The organism is Desulfovibrio sp. 6_1_46AFAA (assembly GCF_000224635.1).
Lineage (GTDB): Bacteria > Desulfobacterota > Desulfovibrionia > Desulfovibrionales > Desulfovibrionaceae > Desulfovibrio > Desulfovibrio fairfieldensis.
On the sequence record NZ_JH114301.1, the window covers coordinates 365919 to 386676 of the forward strand.

Consider the following 20758-nt stretch of genomic DNA (forward strand, 5'->3'; position numbering starts at 1 on the left):
AATAAGTAAAATTAAATTAGTCTCTCTCTCTCTCTCTCTCTCTCTCTCTCTCTCTCTCTCTCTCTAGCCAACATAAATTTTTTAGCAGTATACTGCTGAGCGCCCGTACTGATTATTGTCAGTGCGGGCGCTTCTATGTTTTGACGTCTCCACATTGAACTATGGACGTTATGCTTTTTAATTTTGGAAATTATTCCACGTTATATAAAAAATATATCAAAGAGAATAATTTATGTTTTCCATTATAGTGATTTCAATAAATAGAATTTATCTTGTTGAGAGATTGTTTTTGAGTTTGTGCCGACAGATATATAAAAACTTTGAAATCGTTTTTATTCATGGCCCATCAATTAATAAGAATGATGTTGATGTGTTATGTGATTTGTTTTCAAATCTGACTATCAGGACTTTTCAATCTCAAGATAATTGTCTCTCCAGATCAAGAAATTTGGCCTTATCAAAGATACGTGGCGATTTTTTTGCTATTCCGGATGATGATTGTGTGTACGAGCCGGACACACTCGAAATGGCGAGGAAACTTTTTGAAAAATATCCCCTTATATCTGCGATAATGGGGGAGCACATAGGGCTTGATGAGAGTTGCGAAAGAAAAGACACCGTTCCAGTTCTTTTGACTCGCTATGCAATTTTTAACAATTGTCCAAGCTATATTCAATTTTACAGGTCCAGTATACTGCCTAATGTGGGCTTTTTTGACGAGAATCTTGGCGTTGGCAGCCATACGCCGTATCAGTCTGGAGAGGAGACGGATTTTGCGTTGCGAACAATGCAGGCAGGCTTTGCCATAGCGCGTGCACAGTCTGTTCTGGTTCATCATCCTTATGAAAATTTACAAAATCCCTCTCTAAGACGAAAAGTGCATGCGTATGCCGCGGGGAGAATGTATCTTTTACGTAAGCATCATTTTTCATTTATCTTTATGATTGTAAATGTCTTCTATCCACTTGTAATATTGCCATATGAATGTCTTAAAGAATGCATCTATATGATAAAATATAGAATTGGGATGTTTTTTTACAGATTGATAAATATTATAGGGACAAAGTGAATATTGCCATTGTGACTCGTGAAGTGTCCGAGCTGACGAAAAACGGCGGGATAGGTACGGCGATGCGCTATCTCTGCGAATACCTCACGCTTTGTGGAAAACATAAAATTGCTATTTATTATACAGGTCGTCCAGATATTGCGATGACGTTGTTTTCAAGAAAGATGCAAAAACGTGGTATTAATTTTTATCCTATTATATCCTGGTTCGGTTTGTTGTTGCGTGATCAGGTGAAGAGAGCATGGCGAACGTATGAACTGTTATCTAAAACAGAGCATGATATCTATCTTTTTCATGATTTTATGGCAGACAGTTTTTATTGTATGCAATCTAAAATGCAAGGAATATCTTTTACAGAACGTCCTCTGGGCATAATCACTCATGGGCCGTCTCTTTGGGTGGATGAAGGGAACAGGTATATGGCTGAAAATGGAAAAAGAAGACACCTTTATGAGATGGAGCAGGCCTGTTGCGAACAGGCGGACTTTCTTGTCAGCCCAAGTCGCTATCTTCTGGACTGGATGCGCGAGCGCGGGTGGCGTTTGCCTGAGCGTTCCTTCTGTATTCCCAATTTTACATCCATGCCCGGCAGCCTGCCGTCCTGGTCCGCCAGGAAGCTACCCCGGCTGGATTGCGACTCTCTTCGGGAGATTGTTTTCTTCGGTCGTTTGGAAACGCGCAAGGGAATACGGATTTTTTGTGACGCGCTCCTATCCCTGCCGGTTGGGTTGCTGAGCGGGCGATGTATTACCTTTTTGGGAAAAGAAGCGGATTTTCGCGTTCGGGATATCCGAGACACATTGGCCCCGTTGGAACAGTGCGGCATCAAAATCGTTTTTTTGACGAACTACAACACGCTGGAAGCGCGCCGTTATCTGTGTGGCAACGGTATCCTGGCGATTATGCCCTCCTTGCGGGAGAATTCGCCTTGCACCGTCAGCGAATGTCTTGAGCATCGTGTCCCCTTTCTCGCCTCTTCCGTTGGAGGAGGTAAAGAGCTTGTCCACGAGGAAGACAGGGCTTTCGCCATATTTGATCCTCGCCCTTCCTGTCTCGCGGAGCGCCTGCGAGACATTCTGGGAGGGCAGGGCATTATTGCGGCTCGACCTTCGCAATCATCGGATGCCCTGTTGCAGCAATGGCAAAACATCTTGCAGCGCTTTGCGCCTTCTGTGGCCAATGGGTGGACTTCAAAATTTTTCAGATCCTGAGGAGAGAAGTGTGGCTTGCACACCTGTATTGCGGCATCTTGTAAACAAATTGTATGGCAAATATGTCCATAAGGATGACCGAGAGCTTCTTAACTTTGTATTTGCAAAAAAACCGACACAAGAGCTTTTGGATAATTGCTTGTCTGTGTGCGATATTGAAGCATTAGGGGCTGGGAAGTGCATTTTGCTTTCATATTTGATTCACGATAAGCCTGAACTTAAGATTTCAAAATATGCTGGACCGCGTATTACTGGGCTCATTACGTATTATCGCTTTGCCAACATGAAGACATTGTCTCATTTTTCGCGGATAGGCAAGGCGTACAATGCGGCGGGTATTCCCATGTTGCTGTTCAAGGGCGGGGCCATGAAGGTTTTGCGCCCGGAGCTGCCGCGCCCCATGGGAGATGTGGACATCCTTATCCCCGCTGATCGCATTGAGGAAGCGACCCGCATCGGTGAGGGGCTTGGCTATCTGCATTATAAGGAAGAGTCCAATCATGCCGTGGATTTTCACACGGAAACGGAAAGCGCCGTTGATGTGCATCATTCCATTTTTGATCCGGGCAAGGATTTGAAGCAGTTCCACGACGGCCTGTTCGCGCGTGCAACACCGCGTCGTGCTTTTGGCGTGGATTTTCTGTTGCCGTGCCATGAGGATCTCTGCTTTCTTGTCATGGCTAACCTCACCAAAAATTTACGCGAGCATACATCTCTCGGCAATTTGTATTATGCTCTGTGTGATTGCCGGTACCTTCAGAAAAAACCTTCCTTTGACTGGGGACTTGTCTGGAGAGATGCCGTCGCCTGTGGGCGGGAGCTTGAGATACGTTTTGCCGCCGAATTCATGAATGCCATCGTCGCGGACACCATTCCCGATCTGGACAGATATTTTCCAGCTGATCCCGCCATGGAAGCCTTTTGCAATCAGGTCATCTTTGACGAGGACTATTTTCTGCCACGCCAAAAGGAATGCCAAGCCATCCGGGTGGTGGAGCTCAAGAACAACCCCTGGAAGTTCGGCTCATTCATTGCGAAGTTTCTGTTGATGAAAAAGCTGCGCCACAATCCGGCCTTTGTCGATTGGTATCTGCACAAGCAGTGCCCACAGGAGTTCAGGGATGCGCATTGACAAGCCTTCGGGACAATGTCTTTCGCTGATATACCGCTACCTCAATGCCCGCGCCAGCCGCGGCAACGATCCGGCCTTTGTCAGCTATTTGCGGATAGGGACGCAAACATTGCGCTTGGTCAGCTATGCGGCCGACTACGCGTGGCATGTACACAATCAGCTTGAATATGTTCTTTTGGACGAGCCGTCCGATTATGACGCGACATTTGTCATCTGGCAGGAAGAGGATTTTGCCGCATTGGTCAAAGACCTCTATCTGGTCGATAAAACTTCAGAACTGTACCGCAGGTACAGAATTGATCAGGTGCGTGGCGCTCATGCCGATTTTTCCTACTTTAGCATTTTTGACGAAGATATAATACATGGCAAACCGCTACTGGAAATCCATGCACCCGGTAATCAGCTTGTGGGATGGAACCCCCGCACCAATACCTACTATTATGCCGTCAAGGATCTCACCCCGGAAGAATTGATCAAGCGGGGGCACCTCTTTGTCCAGCTCTTTGCACGCTTTCTCAAGGGACCGCAAAGCAATTTGGCGCATGGTGCCGTGGTCGGTTTAAATGATACCGGAGTATTACTTTGCGGCATGGGCTATCGCGGAAAATCCACATTTTCCGTCAGCGCGCTGTTGGACGGCTTTGACTATGTGTCTGATGACTATCTGCTTCTGGAGCAAAAAGATGGCATTCTGCGCGCCTCGCCCATTTATTCCATTATCACCCTGTCACCGCAGATCTGGCAACAACTATCAGCACGCTTGGATGCCGCCTTTGTTTCAAACAACGCGCGAAAAGACAAATATGTTTTTAATATAGGTCGATATCATAACAGATTTGTCAGTGAATATCCTGTACGCTTGTGCATGCACCTGAATATCTGTAACTGTGACGCGCCCAGCATCGAGTCGGGGTACAAAGCTAAGGGATTGGATGAACTTGTATATTCCTCAGTCATGCAAACCGGTGAAACGCAGGATATCAGTACCATCTACAAATTGGCGTCATTTGTGAATGGTTTGCCGTTTTATCGCATTAATCTTTCTCGTGATTTAGCGGCGAACATCCAGTGTTTGCGGAAATTTTTAGAACATTACAATCAATAACAGTCAATAAGGAGATAAAAGGCATGACGACCTATGTCTTGAATGAAGACAAAATGTTCAGTGACATTGCCGATGGCGTTGCCATCGTCATCAATAGCGAAACCGGAATCTACTACGGCATGAACGGTTTCGGCAGTGCGGTTTTTGAAAATATCCTCTCCGGCGCGGCCGTTGAAGATATCCTTGCCGCCGTTAAAAACTTTGACGGAGCGCCGGAAGATGTGGACGCGCGAATGACCGAGTTTGTGAACCGCCTTAAGTCATTTGAAATCGTGCTGGAAGGCGATGCTTCGGGCAACGTCACACTGGATGCCTCTGTGGCCGCAGGCGATAATTTTGAGTTGATGGTCAATGAATACAACGACGCGCAGGAACTACTTCTGGCTGACCCTATCCACGAAGTGAAGGAAGAGACCGGCTGGCAGCCGGACAAGGTTGCGTTGGAAACGGATGAGGAAGTTGTCAAGGCCAAAGAGGCGAAAATAAAGTAAGAAACTGCTAAAGTTGTACTTCGGCGATCTTGCGGTTGATATGGATTAAGCCCTTGGCAATCGCCGGGGCTTCCAAGAATTCCCTAGTGGAGTCCAAATTATTTCGATCTGCAACGACGATATGCATAAATCACAGTTGTCTGTCTATTTCTGCTGTGAATTGATCACAGGATAAGCTATGCCACAAAATGCTCCTCTTGCCATATTTGCTTTTAACAGACCAGAACATTTGCAAAGAACTCTGCAAGCTCTTGTACAGAATACTTTAGCATCTGAAACAGATGTCACCATATTTTGCGATGGGCCACGAAATGAGCAAGATGTGGAGAAAATTGAGGAAGTCCACGCTGTTGCGCAGTCTGCAACAGGATTTCATACTTTGAATATTATCAAACGTGATATAAATATGGGATGTGCAAATTCTGTCATTACAGGGATAAATACAATTCTAGAAGAAAATAAAAATATTATTGTTATTGAGGATGATGTAGTCTGCTCTCCTTATACATTATCTTTTCTCAATAAAGGATTGCACATTTATAAGAACAATCAATCAATTTTTGATATTTCTGCTTGGTCATTACCGCCTTCATTATTGCCCATTCCGGATACTTATGCATGGGATGTATATGCTATACCCCGCTTTAATTGTTCTGGAGGGTGGGCATCCTGGCGCGATCGTTTTCAGAAAATCGACTGGGCGGTAAGTGATTACGAGACGTTCAAGGCCGATTCGGGAAAGCGTCATGCTTTTAATGCCGGAGGTACAGATCTGAGCCCCATGCTGGATGATCAAATGGCTGGTAAGCTGGATTCCTGGGCCATTCGGGCCGATTATGCCCGGTACAAGAACTCTCAACTGGGTATCAATCCTGTGCGTTCCTATACGACCAATATAGGCATGGGCAACGGCACACATTGCAAGGTAGCGACAACTCTGTACGACAACGACGTCAGTCTGGCGGTGGAAAAACCGCGTTTTTTGCCGGAGATTTTTCGCGATGTGCGGATAGAAAAAGCCTATTGGCGTTTTTATTCCGGAGCGGACAGCAAGATACGCACAGCTTCAACGCTGCGGAAGCATTTGCAACGAATGAGATTTGCTCAAACAGCAAAAGACTGTGCAGCGTCATGAATCCTAAAGTTTCCATTATTATTCCAGTTTATAATACGGAAAAATATCTGGCCCGATGTCTGGACAGTCTTCGAGCTCAGACACTGCATCCTATTGAAATCATTTGTGTCAATGATGGATCAAGTGATAAGTCATCCACGATACTGCATAGTTATGCCGAGAATGATTCGCGCTTTGTCATCGTTGAATTTTCTTGCAATAGGGGGGCAGCCGCAGCAAGAAATGCCGGGATGGGACTGGCAGGCGGCGACTATCTCGGCTTTGTGGACAGCGACGATACTGTGGATTCTTTTTTTTATGAACGCTTGTACACCAAAGCTCTTGAGACGGATTCGGATATTGTTAAAGGAGTACGTCGCCAGTTTTTGCCGGAGGGCACTGTCAGGGATGAATTGAGCAATATATTGATATGCAAAGATCGTTTCGCATTCTTTACGCAGTGGACGTCAGCTATTTACCGCCGTGAATTTGTTCGGGATAATGGCATAGAATGTCCATCTGGCATCAGCAATGCCGAAGATACCGTATTCTTGATGAAGGCAGTATCTCTGTGCAAAGGGATTATTGTTGTGGATGATATCTGTTATCATTATATGCGGCGAGATGATTCACTGAACAGCAAATATCTTTCTTTGGAAAAGATAGAAGCAACTTGCCGTGCCATGCGGGAGATAGTGCGTTTTGCCAACCTGAAAATTGCGGATGAATCTGCTTACGGGAAGCTTTTCCTTTTCAGTTTCAATAATTGTATGGGGGCGTGTAAGAGGGCGATCCCCGACCAAGTGGGCATGGCGGCCAATATCTGCGCGGAATATCTGATCGCTCTGTATGGGGTCTGTCATACCCCCTCTTTGCTTGATGACTTGTTGCAATTAAGGGGAGCCGACTTTGAAAACGCCTTGAAGCGCGGAGATGCAGAGGCGTTGGCGGGAGTTTTGCTGCAAACGCCAAAAAGTCGGCTCTTCAGCCAGTTGCGCGCGAGGATACGCCATGCCTGAAAGCATCCAACAATGCCGGAGCAGCTTGACTTTTGCACAACTCCATGCCCTCTCGCGCGGCCTTCCGCCTGTCTGTCTGCTCGCCACGAGCGATGGACCGGGCGCAGGCGGTGCGGCGCTGAATCTGCTGACGGCGCTTCGCGCGGCCGGGCTGGATGTTGAACTTCTGGTCATGGCAAAGGGCACGGCACGGGGCTTTGTGCATGAAATTCCTCTGGGTCGAAAATGGCTTACCGTTGCTAGGGTATTGAAAAGAGCTCGTCTGAAGGCGCATACGGCCATCCCACCCTGGTTTGAGCTGTTTTCACTGGCCGATAGTCCGGCCAAGCTGGAAATACTGCCTCAACTCCGGCGCGCGGGCCTCGTGCATTTGCACTGGGTGGCGGGTTTTGTGGGGCCGCGCGACGCGGTGCAAGCCTTTGGCGACAAACCTGTCGTCTGGACCCTGCACGACATGAATCCCCTTACAGGCGGCTGTCACTATACAGCGGGCTGCGAGCGATACAAAGCCGAGAAATGCTCGCATTGTCCCCAGCTTGGACCGGGAGAGTGCCCTGACCTGGCTGCGGGCAATTTCGCGGCAAAAGTCGCGGCCTGTTCCCGTCTGAATATAACAGTCGCCTCTCCCAGCCGCTGGCTGGCCCGTTGCACGCGGGAAAGCGATATTCTGGGCAAAGCCCGTTGTGTCGTTATCCCCAACTGCATAGATACGGCCCTGTATCGCCCTGTGCAGTCCGAATGGGCACGGGCTTTTTGCGGCATAGAGTCGGGCCGCAAGGTCATTGCTTTCGGCGCGTCAGGCCTGAACCGGTATAATAAGGGTTTTGTCGTTCTGAAAGAGGCCTTGCGGCTGCTGGCCCGGCAGTGGTCCGGGGCTTTGCCCGTTCTGCTCCTCTTTGGCGGCGAGCTGCCAGAGGAATATCGGCCCGAAGGATATGAGGTCGTTTCATTCGGTCGCCTTGGACCATCCGAACTGGCTCACGTTTACGCCTGCGCCGATGTTTTTGTTTCCTCGTCCTTTCAGGACAATTTGCCTCTTGTTTTGCAGGAAGCTCAAGCGTGTGGCACGCCGACTGTGGGCATGAAGCACACCGGAGCGGAGGACATTATTGAAGAGGGAATAACCGGCTTTCTGGCGGAACATCCCGGTTTGCCTCTCACTCCTACCGGGGAGCCACGTGAAATAAGCAGCATCGTTAATGCGACATCGGCCCGCAGTCTGGCAAAAAAAATACAGGATGTGCTGCTCTTGCCAAAGGCATCGCATGAAGCTATGCGCTATGCGGCGCGGCAGCATGCTGTCGCCGCTTTCGCGCCTGAACTTATGGCCGCGCGCTATTTGCATCTGTACCGGGAGCTCTTGGGACTGCCTCGCGTGGATATGGGAGAAGCGCCATGTCGCTGAAGGATTCTCATCCCCTTTTTTCCATCATCACCGTGTGTCTGAATGAGCCGAATCTTGAGCGCACTTGCGAAAGCATTGTCAATCAAAGCTATCAAAATTTTGAATGGTTGGTCATTGACGGAGGAAGTGACGAGAAGAGCTTGCGGCTTTTTGAAAAATATAAAAGCAGAATGAGTTACTTTGTCAGCGAGAAGGATAATGGTATTTACCATGCCATGAACAAGGGAATCCTGCAGGCAAAGGGTAAATATTGCAATTTTATGAATGCCGGTGACAGTTTTTATACACCGGATGCCCTTGAGCGCGCTACGAAAGTTCTGGAAGGGGAGCCGGAAATTGACGTATTATACGGAAATGCCCTTACTAGCCAAGAGAGACTCGTACGCCCAGAGTTGAAATATGAATTGGGGGAATACTTATATTATATGACTTTCCCTCACCAAAGTACTTTCATACGAAATAAATGTTTCAAATATTATGGGCTCTATGATGCTAAGTTAAAAATTGCAAGTGACTATAAATATTTTCTTTTGCTTTATAAAAATGAATGTATATTTCGGTATTTTGATGTTATAATATCTTATATGGATCAATCAGGCATATCTTCTAACCCATTGAATAGAAAATTATTATTCAGTGAGCGTGAACAAATCATATCTGAATTTTATACTTCTGAGGAACAAGCCTATTTTAAACAGAAAGAGCGTGAGTTTCATATAAAGTTATTATTTGATAAATTGAGAAATAATATAAAAGATATTAATTAAAAATTTATAAAAAATATAAATGGGGGTATAATGATTGATTCATGTATAAAAAGGCCAACATTGTCAATAATAACAGTTTGTCTAAATGAGCCCTTATTACAGCGTACCTGTGAAAGTATCGTCAATCAAACTTTTCAAGATTTTGAATGGATTGTTATTGATGGTGGTAGTACTGATGAGACATTGGAAATATTCAAACGATATAAATCAAGAATGGACTATTTCGTTTCCGAACCGGATGGCGGTATTTACTTTGGAATGAACAAAGGTATACAGCAGGCACATGGCACCTGGCTAAATTTTATGAATGCTGGTGATATGTTTGTGGAAAAAGAGACATTACAAAAAATATTTGGATGTGATGACAATTATAAAAATACAGATGTTCTGTATGGATTAAGTTTGTGGGGGAAAAAAATGTATACTCCACCGTCTAAAATAGATAAGATTTATTTATATAGGCAATCGTTGCCTCATCAGGCATCTTTTTTTCGTAGAAATAAATGCGATATGTACGATACAACATATCGAGTAGCTGCTGATTGGCGCTTTTTTATTAGTATGTATGATTCTGGATGTATATTTAAAAATTTAAATCTTGTCGTAGCCGTGCAGGATAATAATGGCATCAGCAGGGAAAATACACAACAACATATTAATGAAAGAAAACGTATAAAATATGAATGCTTTAATATAGAAGAACAAAGACAAGGTGACAGCAGAAATATTGAAATGTATAAAGACGTTATACATAAAAAACGTATAGAATTAAGAAGGTTAAATAATTATGAAATATCATAATAATTAGACGGGAAAAATTTATTTTTCAGGATACTAAAAGAGATTAAAAATGATACCTAAGCGAATTTTTTATGTCTGGGGATATAGTGAACGCAAATCAGTTTTGGCCAATGTGTGCATCGAAAATTGGCGCATGATGTTGTCGGACTATGATATCGTTGAAGTAAATGAAAATACGCCGGAATGGTTCGATTTTGATGTAGAATATAACACAAATTTATGGTTTAAAACTGTTTATGATTTAAAAATGTGGGCATATATATCTGATTATATACGCATCAAGACAATTTTTGATCATGGTGGTATTTATCTCGATACAGATGTAACTGTCTACAAAAAATTTGATAATTTATTACTTCATGATATGTTTATCGGTAATGCAATCAATAACTTCCCAGAAATGGCTGTATTCGGTGCAAAGAAATCGAATTTGATACTAAAAAAAATTAATAATTTTTATAAAAAAGACATATGGGAATCTCCATTTTTCATAATTACAAATATTTTTAAAAAAATTATACAATATGATTTTCATCTGAATTTAAATATAGATGGAATTATCCATTCTAAAGATATAGTAATTTATCCACCAGAGTATTTTCATCCGTTTCACTATCATATGGAATTTAGTAGTAATTGTATAACACAGAATACATATACTGTTCACTGGGGAGCTGGATCTTGGCACATAAAAAAGAACTTATTTTTTTTATCTAACAAGCACCGCATACCTTTGCCCGCGCTCTTGAAAAAAATGGAATTTATCGACAAATATGATCCTCTGGCCAATCAGAAAATTAATATTAATGAAGCTATAAAGCTGGATGCTGAAAATCAAAAGCAAAATCTTATGCACATGTTGAATAGCTAATAGGTATAGTTTGATTTAAAAAATAGATGAAAATTTAAAATCCAGAATATCATGCTACAAGGGAGGAGTGAAATGTATAAAACGAAAAAAATATCAACCTGGAAAAACTTTCAGAAAAATAGCATAAATCATATTTGAAAATCAGTAGTAAATGACTGGATATGTGCGTTGTTTTCTAATCCTAGTGTAGATTTTTTGAAAAAGTTCAAATATGGTGAGGTGATTTATAATAATTATATGAAATTTCGTTTTTTTATAACAAAAAAACCAGCCATGCCAATTTTAGAGTATGTCGTTACAACGAAATGCACAATGAATTGTAAACACTGTAATACGTTTATTCCATACTTTACAAATCAAACACATGTTAAGCCTGTAGGATTTGAAGAATTCAAAAATGATTTGGATACTATCCTAAAATCCGTTGATTTCATTATGTTTTTGGGGTTTGTGGGAGGTGAACCGCTCCTGGCAAAAGATCTACATAAAATGCTTGCTTACGCATTAAAGCAAAAAAAAGTGCGCCATGTATTTCTGGCGACAAACTGTACGCTACTTCCATCCAAAGAATTGCTTGAAGTAATGAAAAACAAGAAATTTGCCGTTCAAATTAGCGATTATCGGAATGTAAAATTGAAAAACAATATGACTGTCAAATATGATGAATTTAAAAGAATGTGTATTAAAAATGACATAAGAATGAGTAATTTTCAAGAAAAAAGAGAGGCAATGAACTGGCAAACTATGCCAGATTTGTATAAGGATAGGCAAAATGCTATTTATATTCAGAATCAATATGATAAATGTTGGGGAAGGTATTGCAATATGCTGTGTGATGGAATATTAACTCAATGTACACTATCTGTATACATAAATCGCAATATGGAAATTACACCACAAATACAAAATGAGCTTGTTGATATACGGAAAAATAAAAATACCAAAGAATTGACTAAAAAAATTATAAATTTTTATTCTCGTCCATATTCTGAATTTTGTCATTATTGTCATTGTGATAAAATAGAATATGGTTTGCCATGCGGAGAGCAGGTGGAGGACAGGAATTGATTATAAAAGATTTAATTTCAGTTGTTATTCCCGCATATAATGGAGAAAAATATATTAAAGAGACGATTGAAAGTATTCAACGCCAAAAGATTCATCACGAAATTATTGTAATTGACGATATCTCAACGGACAGAACCGTTGAGATAGTCCGTTCCATGGGGTGCCGTGTTATTGTCAATTCCGTGCATAAAGGTCAGGTTGCGGGAAAAAATACCGGTATCCATGCATCCAGTGGAGAATATTGGTTAACCATAGATCAGGACGACAAGCTGACGGACGGAGCACTACAGCGACTTTATGATGAAATGCAAAAATATCCCGATAACAAGATCATCATGGCGCAGTTGAAAGATTTTTGTTCTCCTGACGCTTTGGGACAGGCAAGATATGTGAAGCCCCAGCCTTTTTATGGCATTTTAACTGGCTCTACTTTGTTCAAAAAAGAAGTTTTCGATACTATCGGTGATTTTCGTGAGGATATTATTACCGGCGAGGTGATTGATTTGACATGTCGTCTTGTAAAAGCTGGCATTAAAATTACAAAAGTAGGCTTCGTCGCTTGTGACCGGCGGATACACAATAAGAATTACGGCATAACAAATTCCAACGATGAATACAAGGATTATGCGAAAATTTTGCGCGAGAGCATGTGTTGTATGCATCCTCGGCATGTTCAAAAGCGGCGTTTGAAGGACTGCAGTTAGGCGGTCTGTGCATGTCTTTTCTTCAATCCTCCTTTGATGACTTCATCCGAGTGCTCAAAACTCTCCCTATCAGGTTGCAACGCACCACGCGGCGTGTATTTGCTTGTGTGGTGCTGCAGGCGGTACTGGAAATCGGTTCTATTGCCGCCATCTCCTTTCTTGCCGTCAGCATCACGGCGCCGGAACGGATTCTCACTCATCCCGCCGCCGCGAACCTTTTGAGCCACTTCCCCCAGTTACAAGGGCTTACTGCGGATCCGCGCCAGTTCGCCCTGCTTATCGCAGTGCTGGCGGCGGGGCTGATTGCAGCCAAAAATGCCATTTCCGCCTTTGTCAACTACAAGACCAGCCAATTGGGCGAACGCATCTCTCTGTTTGCCGGTAAAACAGTTTTTCAGCATTTTTTATATAGTCCCTATATTCAGCATCTGGCAGGCGACAGCAGCGCCATGTTTCAAGCCCTGTCATGGCGCGACCAATTGGGGCGCATGGTCATACATCTCATGGCGGTATACAGTTACGCCGCCATTGCGCTTGCAATGGCATTGGCTCTTGTTATTGCCACGCCAGGTATCATCCTTTTGGTTATGGCCGTCATAATCGGCCTTGCCGTAGCCATATACAGACGCCTCAGAGGATCGATGGATCAGGCGGGATTGGAGGCCGCCGAATGGGCACGGGAACAAAACAAGGTGACCATGAACGCCATGCACGGCGTACGCGAAATGCTCATATATCGTCAGCAAGACGTTTTTTTCAAAAATTTTGAAAAGGCCTGTAAAGAAGGCATACCATACAGAACTTTTTTGAGTATTGCTCCTTCCGCGCCGACATGGATACTGGAAACAGCCGGTTTTCTGTCTATTGTTGTGACGCTCTGGATTATGCTGACCTTTTTAGACAGTTCCATGGTGCATATCACAGCTGTGCTGACCATGATCATGCTGATAGCCTGGCGCGTGCTGCCATTGCTCAACCGCTCCCTTGGCGCTTTGGTGGTTGTACGCGGAACACGCCATGCCGCTCTCGACTGCCTGGACAAAGTGGAAGAAGCTCTGCAGCATCCTGTGTCCTCATTGCCGGACCCTTCTCCTACCTTCGTATTGCGACGCAGCATCTCGTTTGAGCATGTTTTTTTCCGTTATCCCACGGCTGAGGCTGATTGCCTGAGTGACATTTCGTTCTCTATTACATGCGGGAGTAAAATCGGCATTATCGGCCAGTCCGGTGCTGGAAAAAGTTCCATTGCTTCCATTCTGAGTGGATTGATCGAGCCAACGGAGGGGGAAATGCTTGTGGACGGCAGGACTATGTCGCCTGCCGATCGGGCCGCTTACTGTATACGTGTAGGCTATGTCCCGCAGAATCCCTACATCCTTCCGGGAACATTGGCGGAAAACGTGGCCTTCAGCCAATGGGGCAAGCCGTGGGATGAAGAGAAGGTTCTGCGAGCCTGCCGCATGGCCGAACTGGATATCGTGGAGCAGCGTGGCATCAACTTCACACTGGGACAAGGAGGCGGTGGCCTGTCCGGAGGACAGGCGCAACGACTGTCCATTGCCCGCGCCTTGTACGCGGAACCATCTGTGCTCATTCTTGATGAAGCCACAAGCGCACTGGATGGCGGCGTGGAATCCGCCATTATGAATACCATTTTTTCTCTTCCCCAGAGCATTACAACCATTACCATCGCGCATAGGCTGACAACAGTGGAGCGGTGCGACACCTTGATTTGGATTGATGGGGGAAAGATACAGCGTATCGGATCACCGAAAAAAATTCTTGTGGATTATAAGAAATCTCTGGAGCAACGGGCCTTATTGCAGCATGAATTATAAATTGGGTGATGCGATGTATTGAGTAAAAAACCGGCCACCCGCCGCATGACGGGTGGCCGGTTCAACAACCTGGGCCGGAAAAGACTCAGGCTTCCAGAAAGGTCCTGTAGGCTTCCAAAGTGGCGTGGAGATCCGCGCAACTGGCCAGTTCAAAGGGGCTGTGCATGGAGAGTACGGCCGGGCCCAGGTCGATGACCCGCATGCCGTAGGCCGCCAGGAAGAGGGCCACTGTGCCGCCGCCCCCCAGATCCACCTTGCCCAGTTCGGCGGCCTGCCAGGGAATGCCCTTGGCATTATACAGGCCGCGCAGTTCGCCGAAAAATTCGGCGTCCGCCTCGCTGGCCCCGTATTTGCCGCGCGAACCCGTGAACTTGGAGAAGCAGGGGCCGTAGCCCAGCTGGGCCGCGTTCTGCTTTTCGTGCACTTCCTGAAAATCCGGGTCCAGAGCGGCTTGCACGTCGGCGGAAAGGGCCCGGCTGTGCAGCAGCACGTGCGAGGCGGGCGTACCCGGAGCCCAGGCCCGGGCCAGATCTTCCACGCAGTATTGGAAAAAGCGCGAAGCCGCGCCCGTGGCGCCGTCCGAGCCGATTTCCTCTTTGTCCCAGAAGATCACGGCCATGTTCCGCGCGCCGCTTTCGGCCGACAGCAGGGCTTCCAGGGCCGTGAACACGCAGATGCGGTCATCCTGCCCATAGCCGCCCACCAGGGCCTTGTCAAAGCCCACGAAGCGCGCCGGTCCGGCGGGCACGGCCTGGAGTTCGGCGGTGATCAGGTCTTCTTCATTGATGCCGTATTTTTTGTGCAGAATCTCCAGCAGCTGTTCCTTGACCGGCTCCTTGGGCGCGTCCCTGTCTTTTCCTTTTTTCACGGCCTTGGGGCTGTGGGCCAGAATAATATTCAGCTTTTCGGCCTCAAAGGCCTCGCTGATGGTCTGGCTGCTCTGTTTCTGGGCCAGATGCGGCAGCAGGTCCGCGATGCAGAATACCGGCTCGCCCGGCTTTTCGCCGATGCTCACCGCAAGGCTTTCGCCGTTTTCGCGAATGACCACCCCATGCAGGGCCAGGGGCCGCGCCAGCCACTGATACTTGCGGATGCCGCCGTAATAGTGGGTCTTGGCCTGGGCCACGCCGGGCTGTTCAATGAGCGGGCGTTGCTTAAAGTCCAGACGCGGGGTGTCCGCGTGGGCCGCGATGAGCGCCAGACCTTTTTCCAGCGGTTCGGAGCCGCGCCGGGCCGCGAACAGGGCCTTGCCGCGCAGGGGACGCAGCACGCGCTCCTTGCTGAAATCCTCGCTGTAACCGGCCTGGCTGAGGCGCTCGCGCGCATAGTCCACGGTTTCGCGTTCGGTCTTGCAGCGGGTCAGAAAGTCGATGTAACGGGCGGCCAGGGCTTCCATGCTTTTGCGCTGTTTGGCATCGGCGTAGGTGTCCCAGGCGCTTTGCGGTTTGTAGGCAAGTGTTTTTTCCATGATTATATTCCTTGTCGGTTATGATTGCTTTCCGCCGCCTGCAGCGCCATGCGCAGTGCGCGCAGCAGCAGTGGGTATTCCTTGTTTTCCAGGGTGCGCGGGTCCAGGCAGAAGTGGTCGTCCTCCAGACGGCCCAGCAGGGGCGGGTCGGTAGCCAGCAGGGCGTTTTTCAGGGCCGTGGCGCTGATCCGCGCGGGTTTGAGGCAGACCAGGCTGGTGGGCAGGTCGTATTGGGGAAAGGCCCCGCCGCCCACGCGCGAGACATCCGGGCGCACGCTTACGGCACAGTCCCCGCCCAAGGCTTTGCGCAGGCGGGCGGCCAGGGCGCGGGCGCGTCGGGCCAGGTCCTCGGGCCGCAGGCAGATGCGGCGCAGGGTGGGGATGCGCTCGCGGGCCTTGTCCGGGGCCAGGTAGAGGCGCAGGGTGGCTTCCAGAGCGGCCAGGCAGAGCTTGTCGCAGCGCAGGGCGCGGGTCAGGGGATTGCTCTTGAGCCTGTCCACCAGCCCTTTGCGCCCGGCGATGATCCCGGCCTGGGGGCCGCCCAGCACCTTGTCTCCGGAAAAGGTCACCAGGTCCGCGCCGCCCGCCAGCACCGAGGGCACGGTGGGCTCGTTGGGCAGGCCGTAGGGCGAAAAATCCATGAAGCTGCCGCTGCCCAGATCCTCAAACAGCGGCAGGCCGCGCTCGTGCGCCAGGGCCGCCAGCTCCGGCAGGGGCACAGAGGACTGGAAGCCCACGATGCGGTAATTGGAGGTGTGCACGCGCAGCAGGGCGCGGGTGTTTTCGTTGATGGCCGCCGCATAGTCGCGCAGATGGGTGCGGTTGGTGGCCCCCACTTCGCGCAGATGCGCTCCGCTTTTTTCCATGACCTCCGGAATGCGGAAGCTGCCGCCGATCTCCACCAGCTCGCCGCGCGAGACGATCACCTCGCCGTCCTTGCAGAAGCCGTCCAGCATCAGCAGCACGGCGGCGGCGTTGTTGTTGACCACCAGCGCGGCCTCGGCCCCGCTCAGGCGACAGATAAGCTCTTCCACCAGTTCGTAGCGGCTGCCGCGCCCGCCGGTGCGCAGGTTGAGCTCCAGATTGCAGTAGCCATCGGCGGCCACGGCCACGGCCTGCCGCGCCTCTTCGGCCAGCACGGAGCGGCCCAGATTGGTATGTACCACCACGCCCGTGGCGTTGAGCACGGGCCTGAGCCGGGGCCGCAATCCAACGCGGATGTGCGCCAGCAGGGCGGGCAGTTGGGCCTCCAGGTTCAATTGGGCGGCCTCACGGCAGCGCCCGGCGCGGATGTCCTCCCGCCGGGCGTCCCAGAACCGCGTGGCCAATTCGCGCAGCAGAGCGCGCGGAGCTTCTTCCAGATCAGGATCGGCGGTCATCAGGGCGTCCAGACAGAGATCCGTGGCCGGGATGGCGCGAAAAAGCTCGTTCATGGCAGGGCCTTTGGCGGTACAGCCGCCAGCAAATGGGGAAAGAGCGCGAAAAATTCGGCCAGCAGGTAGAGAGAGCCGGTCAGCAGCACCGGCCGCTCAGGGTCTGCGCCTTCAAGACGGCGCGCGGCTGCCAGTGCGTCGGGCAGGGCGCGCGGGCCTTCAAAAACCGTGGCCGTGGCCGGGGGCAGGCCATCGCAGGCCCTGGCCACCTCGTGCGGGTCGGCGGCGCGCGGATTATCCAGGGCCGGGATGAACAGCGGGGCCGCGCCCAGCCAATGCTTGAGCATCAGGGCCGAGGTGTGCCAGTCCTTGTCCCCCAGGCAGGAGAAGACCGCTCCGGCGGGCCGGATGCCCGCCTCATCCAGCGCCCGCAGCAGGGCGCGCATGCCGTGGGGATTGTGCGCGCCGTCCAGCAGCAGGGGGGGGGAGTCCTTTGTGCCGGGCACGGATTGGAGGCGGCCCGGTAGAAAGGCATGGGCCAGACCGTGCGCCTGCGCCGTGGTGTTGTCGGCATTTTTGTCCAGCAGCGGGGCCAGATGTCGCCAGGCCGCGAGGGCCAGCCCGGCGTTGATCAGCTGGTGCGGTCCGGCCAGCCCAAGGCCGGGCGCGGAAGCGGCGGGCAGGGGCGCGGCCTGGAACAGCATGGCCTTGTGGGCGCGCGCGGCTTCTTCAAGGCAACGCGCCGCCTCGGGAAATTGCGGGGCTGTGCAGACCGGGGCCGGGCCACGCACGGCAGCGGCCTTGTCCGTTGCGATGGCCGTGAGAGTGGGCCCCAGCACGTCCCTGTGATCCAGGGCGATGGGCGCGTAGCAGAGCAGGTCGGCGGGCACGGCGGTAGTGGCGTCGTGCCGTCCCCCCAGGCCCGCTTCCAGCACGGTCACGTCCACCTTTTCCTCCCGAAAGAGCAGCAGGGCCAGGATGGTAAGAAATTCAAAATAGGTCAGATCCGGAGCCACGGCCATGATCTCATTGGCGTGCGCGGTCCAGCTTTCGGCGGGCCAGGGACGTCCGTCCACGCGGATGCGTTCCTCGGGCGAGACAAAGTGCGGCGAAGTGTACAGACCGGTTTTGCAGCCGTGGGCCATGCAGAGCGAGGCCAGGAAGGCCGCTGTGGAACCCTTGCCGTTGGTGCCCAGAATCTGGACCACCCTGAAAGGGGGCCGGGTCAGATCCAGGGCCTCTAGGGCGCGGTGCATGCGGTTCAGGCTCAGATCCATATGGAAGAGGCCCAGGCCGTCAAGATGGGCCAGCACTTCCCGAACATTTTGAAATGACGTGCGCATGGCCGTCACATTACCTGAAAGCGACCCGTCTGTCAGCGGGGCCGGGCCTCGGCGTCCCGCGCAGCATCCCGGCGCTTTTCGCGCGTTTTTTTCAGCCGGAAGCCCGTATACAACACACCCAGCCAGAGGGGCAGCAGCAGGACCGCCGGGCGGGTGTCGTCCAGTTGGGTCATCAGTGCCAGCACCAGCGCCAGGAAGGCCAGACAGGCATAATTCAGCCAGGGGCAGCCCGGCGCGCGGAACCCGCCGTCGCCACTGGAGGCGCGCGCGTCGCGGATGCGGCGGAAGCGGAGATGGGTGAGGGCGATCATGCCCCAGGTCAGCAGGGCGGCGGCAGTGGCGATGGAGACCACATAGAGAAAGACCTTGCCGGGGAAAAGCCAGTTGAGCAGCACAATGATTGCCGTGCAGAGCGAGGAAAACAGCGTGCCCCGGTAGGGCGCGCCGTGGCGGTTGAGTTTGGCGAAAAAGGCCGGGGCGTTGCCCTGCAGGGCCAGACTGTAGAGCATGCGCGCATTGCTGTAAGCGCCGCTGTTGTATACCGACACGGCGGCGGACAGCACCACAAGGTTGAGAATTCCGGCCGCCGCCGGAATGCCCAGGCCGGAAAAGATCAGCACAAAGGGACTGCCGTCCATGCCCACCTTGTTCCAGGGATAGATGATCATCATGACTGCCAGCGCGCCGATGTAGAACAGCAGAATGCGGCGCAGCACCAGACGAATGGCTTTGGGCAGGCTTTTCTTCGGATTGTCGGCCTCCCCGGCGGTGACCGCGATGAGTTCCGTGCCGCCGAAGGAAAACATGACCAGCACCAGGGAGAGCAGCATGCCCCATACGCCGTGCGGGAAAAAACCGCCGTGCCGCCAGAGATTGGCAAAGCCCGGCGCGTCCGCTCCACCGGGGCCTCCGCCCGCGTTCAGCACGATCAGCGCCACGCCCAGGCCGATCATGCCGAGAACCGCCGCCACCTTGATCAGGGCGAACCAGAATTCCAGCTCGCCATAGAGTTTTACCTGAATCAGGTTGACGGCGGTAACCCCGGCCAGCACCAGAAAGGCCGTGAGCCACTGCGGGAAATCCGGCAGCCAGTAGTTGACGTAGATGCCCACTACCGAGAGCTCGGTCATGCTCACGGCCACATAGAGAAACCAGTAATTCCAGCCGGAGAGGAAGCCGGGGAATTCGCCCCAATACGTGTAGGCGAAGTGGCTGAATGCGCCGCTCACGGGCTCGGCCACGGCCATTTCGCCCATCATGCGCATGATCAGCCAGATCACGGCTCCGCCCAGCAGATAGGCCAGCAGCACGGACGGCCCGGCCAGGGAAATGGAGGCGGCGGAACCATAGAACAGGCCGGTGCCGATGGCCCCGCCCAGCGCGATCATCTGGATATGCCGGTTTTTCAGCCCGCGTTGCAGTTTCCGGCCGGACTCCCGCTTCTGATCCTGCTCCACGCCGCCCTCCTTGCCGTCAAGCGCTGTTTTATGGCCTAACGTGCCGGGACTGTACAGACAATCGGCGCGTGGAACAAGCCGCGCCCGCGTCTTGACGCGGCGGACCGCCGCCCCTATAGTGGGCCCGAAAACAACGGCCATGCCGTTGTTTTGTCCTGCGCTCATAGCTCAGATGGATAGAGCAGGAGCCTTCTAAGCTCTTGGTCGGGGGTTCGATTCCTCCTGGGCGCGCCAAGTTATCACAGCAGGTTACATCTATTTCGGATGTATCCTGCTTTTTCTTTTGGTGCCCATCTGGTGCCCGCTGTGAGCCGTCACGTAAAATGAGAATTTCCGTCACGCAACTTGAGAACGTGCCGAAGCGTTTTTGACGCATTGGCACGTTCATTGCATATTGATTATTCGGCCTCAAGAAGCCTTTGCGCGCTGAGTTTCGCATAATCCGACAGTTCACGCCGATACGCTTCCGGCCTGTCAGCATGGCCGCGTGGGCCGTGGTTCCACATACGGCTTTTAGGCGCT

18 protein-coding genes and 1 tRNA gene are annotated in these 20758 nt (G+C 50.4%); 15 read left to right on the top strand and 4 right to left on the bottom strand.

The genetic code is table 11. The features are described 5' to 3' along the window. Positions 1-232 precede the first annotated feature (232 nt). From HMPREF1022_RS17080 to HMPREF1022_RS05160, 14 genes are all read left to right on the top strand, one after another. Positions 233-1069 (top strand): glycosyltransferase family 2 protein, encoded by an 837-nt coding sequence (locus HMPREF1022_RS17080; RefSeq protein WP_009302191.1) that lies wholly within the window; start codon positions 233-235, stop codon positions 1067-1069. Then, positions 1066-2280, top strand: coding sequence for a glycosyltransferase family 4 protein (locus HMPREF1022_RS05110; protein ID WP_083823240.1), 1215 nt, complete (start codon positions 1066-1068; stop codon positions 2278-2280). Before HMPREF1022_RS17080 ends, HMPREF1022_RS05110 begins: the two co-directional genes overlap by 4 nt. Before the next feature lie 10 nt (positions 2281-2290). Then, on the top strand, positions 2291-3412 hold the full coding sequence (locus HMPREF1022_RS05115) for a nucleotidyltransferase family protein (RefSeq protein WP_009302193.1): 1122 nt from the start codon (positions 2291-2293) through the stop codon (positions 3410-3412). Then, complete coding sequence (locus HMPREF1022_RS05120; RefSeq protein WP_009302194.1) at positions 3402-4517, top strand: hypothetical protein; 1116 nt, start codon at positions 3402-3404, stop codon at positions 4515-4517. The genes HMPREF1022_RS05115 and HMPREF1022_RS05120 overlap by 11 nt, the downstream gene beginning before the upstream one ends. Positions 4518-4540: 23 nt before the next feature. Next, a complete protein-coding gene (locus HMPREF1022_RS05125) occupies positions 4541-5008 on the top strand; it encodes a PqqD family protein (protein ID WP_009302195.1) in 468 nt (155 codons plus the stop codon). A 178-nt stretch (positions 5009-5186) separates the two neighbouring features. Continuing rightward, on the top strand, positions 5187-6143 hold the full coding sequence (locus HMPREF1022_RS17995; protein ID WP_009302196.1) for a glycosyltransferase: 957 nt from the start codon (positions 5187-5189) through the stop codon (positions 6141-6143). Continuing rightward, positions 6140-7141, top strand: a complete 1002-nt coding sequence (locus HMPREF1022_RS05135) for a glycosyltransferase family 2 protein (protein WP_009302197.1) — start codon at positions 6140-6142, stop codon at positions 7139-7141. Before HMPREF1022_RS17995 ends, HMPREF1022_RS05135 begins: the two co-directional genes overlap by 4 nt. After that, positions 7134-8546 (top strand): glycosyltransferase, encoded by a 1413-nt coding sequence (locus HMPREF1022_RS16515; RefSeq protein WP_009302198.1) that lies wholly within the window; start codon positions 7134-7136, stop codon positions 8544-8546. Before HMPREF1022_RS05135 ends, HMPREF1022_RS16515 begins: the two co-directional genes overlap by 8 nt. Beyond that, complete coding sequence (locus tag HMPREF1022_RS05145; RefSeq protein WP_009302199.1) at positions 8537-9313, top strand: glycosyltransferase family 2 protein; 777 nt, start codon at positions 8537-8539, stop codon at positions 9311-9313. The genes HMPREF1022_RS16515 and HMPREF1022_RS05145 overlap by 10 nt, the downstream gene beginning before the upstream one ends. Positions 9314-9343: 30 nt before the next feature. Continuing rightward, positions 9344-10114, top strand: coding sequence for a glycosyltransferase family 2 protein (locus tag HMPREF1022_RS17085; RefSeq protein ID WP_009302200.1), 771 nt, complete (start codon positions 9344-9346; stop codon positions 10112-10114). Between the two features lie 49 nt (positions 10115-10163). Beyond that, complete coding sequence (locus HMPREF1022_RS05150) at positions 10164-10985, top strand: glycosyltransferase family 32 protein (RefSeq protein WP_009302201.1); 822 nt, start codon at positions 10164-10166, stop codon at positions 10983-10985. A 195-nt stretch (positions 10986-11180) separates the two neighbouring features. Further along, positions 11181-12053 (top strand): radical SAM protein, encoded by an 873-nt coding sequence (locus HMPREF1022_RS17090; RefSeq protein WP_156802850.1) that lies wholly within the window; start codon positions 11181-11183, stop codon positions 12051-12053. Continuing rightward, the gene (locus HMPREF1022_RS05155; protein WP_035060655.1) at positions 12050-12757 is read left to right on the top strand and encodes a glycosyltransferase family 2 protein; all 708 of its coding nucleotides are present in this window, start codon (positions 12050-12052) and stop codon (positions 12755-12757) included. Before HMPREF1022_RS17090 ends, HMPREF1022_RS05155 begins: the two co-directional genes overlap by 4 nt. An 11-nt stretch (positions 12758-12768) precedes the next feature. Then, a complete protein-coding gene (locus HMPREF1022_RS05160; RefSeq protein ID WP_009302204.1) occupies positions 12769-14595 on the top strand; it encodes an ATP-binding cassette domain-containing protein in 1827 nt (608 codons plus the stop codon). Between the two features lie 85 nt (positions 14596-14680). Here HMPREF1022_RS05160 and HMPREF1022_RS05165 read toward each other — a convergent pair whose 3' ends face one another. The 4 genes from HMPREF1022_RS05165 to HMPREF1022_RS05180 are packed head-to-tail and all read right to left on the bottom strand — an operon-like array spanning position 14681 to position 20236. After that, the gene (locus tag HMPREF1022_RS05165) at positions 14681-16063 is read right to left on the bottom strand and encodes an aminopeptidase (RefSeq protein ID WP_008685130.1); all 1383 of its coding nucleotides are present in this window, start codon (positions 16061-16063) and stop codon (positions 14681-14683) included. 2 nt (positions 16064-16065) lie between these two features. After that, the gene (selA, locus tag HMPREF1022_RS05170; protein ID WP_009302205.1) at positions 16066-17496 is read right to left on the bottom strand and encodes an L-seryl-tRNA(Sec) selenium transferase; all 1431 of its coding nucleotides are present in this window, start codon (positions 17494-17496) and stop codon (positions 16066-16068) included. After that, a complete protein-coding gene (locus HMPREF1022_RS05175; protein ID WP_009302206.1) occupies positions 17493-18779 on the bottom strand; it encodes a bifunctional folylpolyglutamate synthase/dihydrofolate synthase in 1287 nt (428 codons plus the stop codon). The genes selA and HMPREF1022_RS05175 overlap by 4 nt, the downstream gene beginning before the upstream one ends. A gap of 32 nt (positions 18780-18811) precedes the next feature. Next, complete coding sequence (locus HMPREF1022_RS05180; protein WP_035060660.1) at positions 18812-20236, bottom strand: amino acid permease; 1425 nt, start codon at positions 20234-20236, stop codon at positions 18812-18814. A 157-nt stretch (positions 20237-20393) separates the two neighbouring features. Between HMPREF1022_RS05180 and HMPREF1022_RS05185 the strand changes: the two genes are divergently transcribed. Continuing rightward, positions 20394-20470: transfer RNA gene (locus HMPREF1022_RS05185), tRNA-Arg, on the top strand. Positions 20471-20758: the final 288 nt, after the last annotated feature.

Bases quoted from the DNA above. Each gene is read 5' to 3' on its own strand.
- HMPREF1022_RS17080 (WP_009302191.1), top strand. From the start codon at position 233: ATGTTTTCCATTATAGTGATTTCAATAAATAGAATTTATCTTGTTGAG.
- HMPREF1022_RS05120 (WP_009302194.1), top strand. From the start codon at position 3,402: ATGCGCATTGACAAGCCTTCGGGACAATGTCTTTCGCTGATATACCGC.
- HMPREF1022_RS05125 (WP_009302195.1), top strand. From the start codon at position 4,541: ATGACGACCTATGTCTTGAATGAAGACAAAATGTTCAGTGACATTGCC.
- HMPREF1022_RS17995 (WP_009302196.1), top strand. From the start codon at position 5,187: ATGCCACAAAATGCTCCTCTTGCCATATTTGCTTTTAACAGACCAGAA.
- HMPREF1022_RS05135 (WP_009302197.1), top strand. From the start codon at position 6,140: ATGAATCCTAAAGTTTCCATTATTATTCCAGTTTATAATACGGAAAAA.
- HMPREF1022_RS16515 (WP_009302198.1), top strand. From the start codon at position 7,134: ATGCCTGAAAGCATCCAACAATGCCGGAGCAGCTTGACTTTTGCACAA.
- HMPREF1022_RS05145 (WP_009302199.1), top strand. From the start codon at position 8,537: ATGTCGCTGAAGGATTCTCATCCCCTTTTTTCCATCATCACCGTGTGT.
- HMPREF1022_RS17085 (WP_009302200.1), top strand. From the start codon at position 9,344: ATGATTGATTCATGTATAAAAAGGCCAACATTGTCAATAATAACAGTT.
- HMPREF1022_RS05150 (WP_009302201.1), top strand. From the start codon at position 10,164: ATGATACCTAAGCGAATTTTTTATGTCTGGGGATATAGTGAACGCAAA.
- HMPREF1022_RS05160 (WP_009302204.1), top strand. From the start codon at position 12,769: ATGTCTTTTCTTCAATCCTCCTTTGATGACTTCATCCGAGTGCTCAAA.
- HMPREF1022_RS05165 (WP_008685130.1), bottom strand. From the start codon at position 16,063: ATGGAAAAAACACTTGCCTACAAACCGCAAAGCGCCTGGGACACCTAC.
- selA (WP_009302205.1), bottom strand. From the start codon at position 17,496: ATGAACGAGCTTTTTCGCGCCATCCCGGCCACGGATCTCTGTCTGGAC.
- HMPREF1022_RS05175 (WP_009302206.1), bottom strand. From the start codon at position 18,779: ATGCGCACGTCATTTCAAAATGTTCGGGAAGTGCTGGCCCATCTTGAC.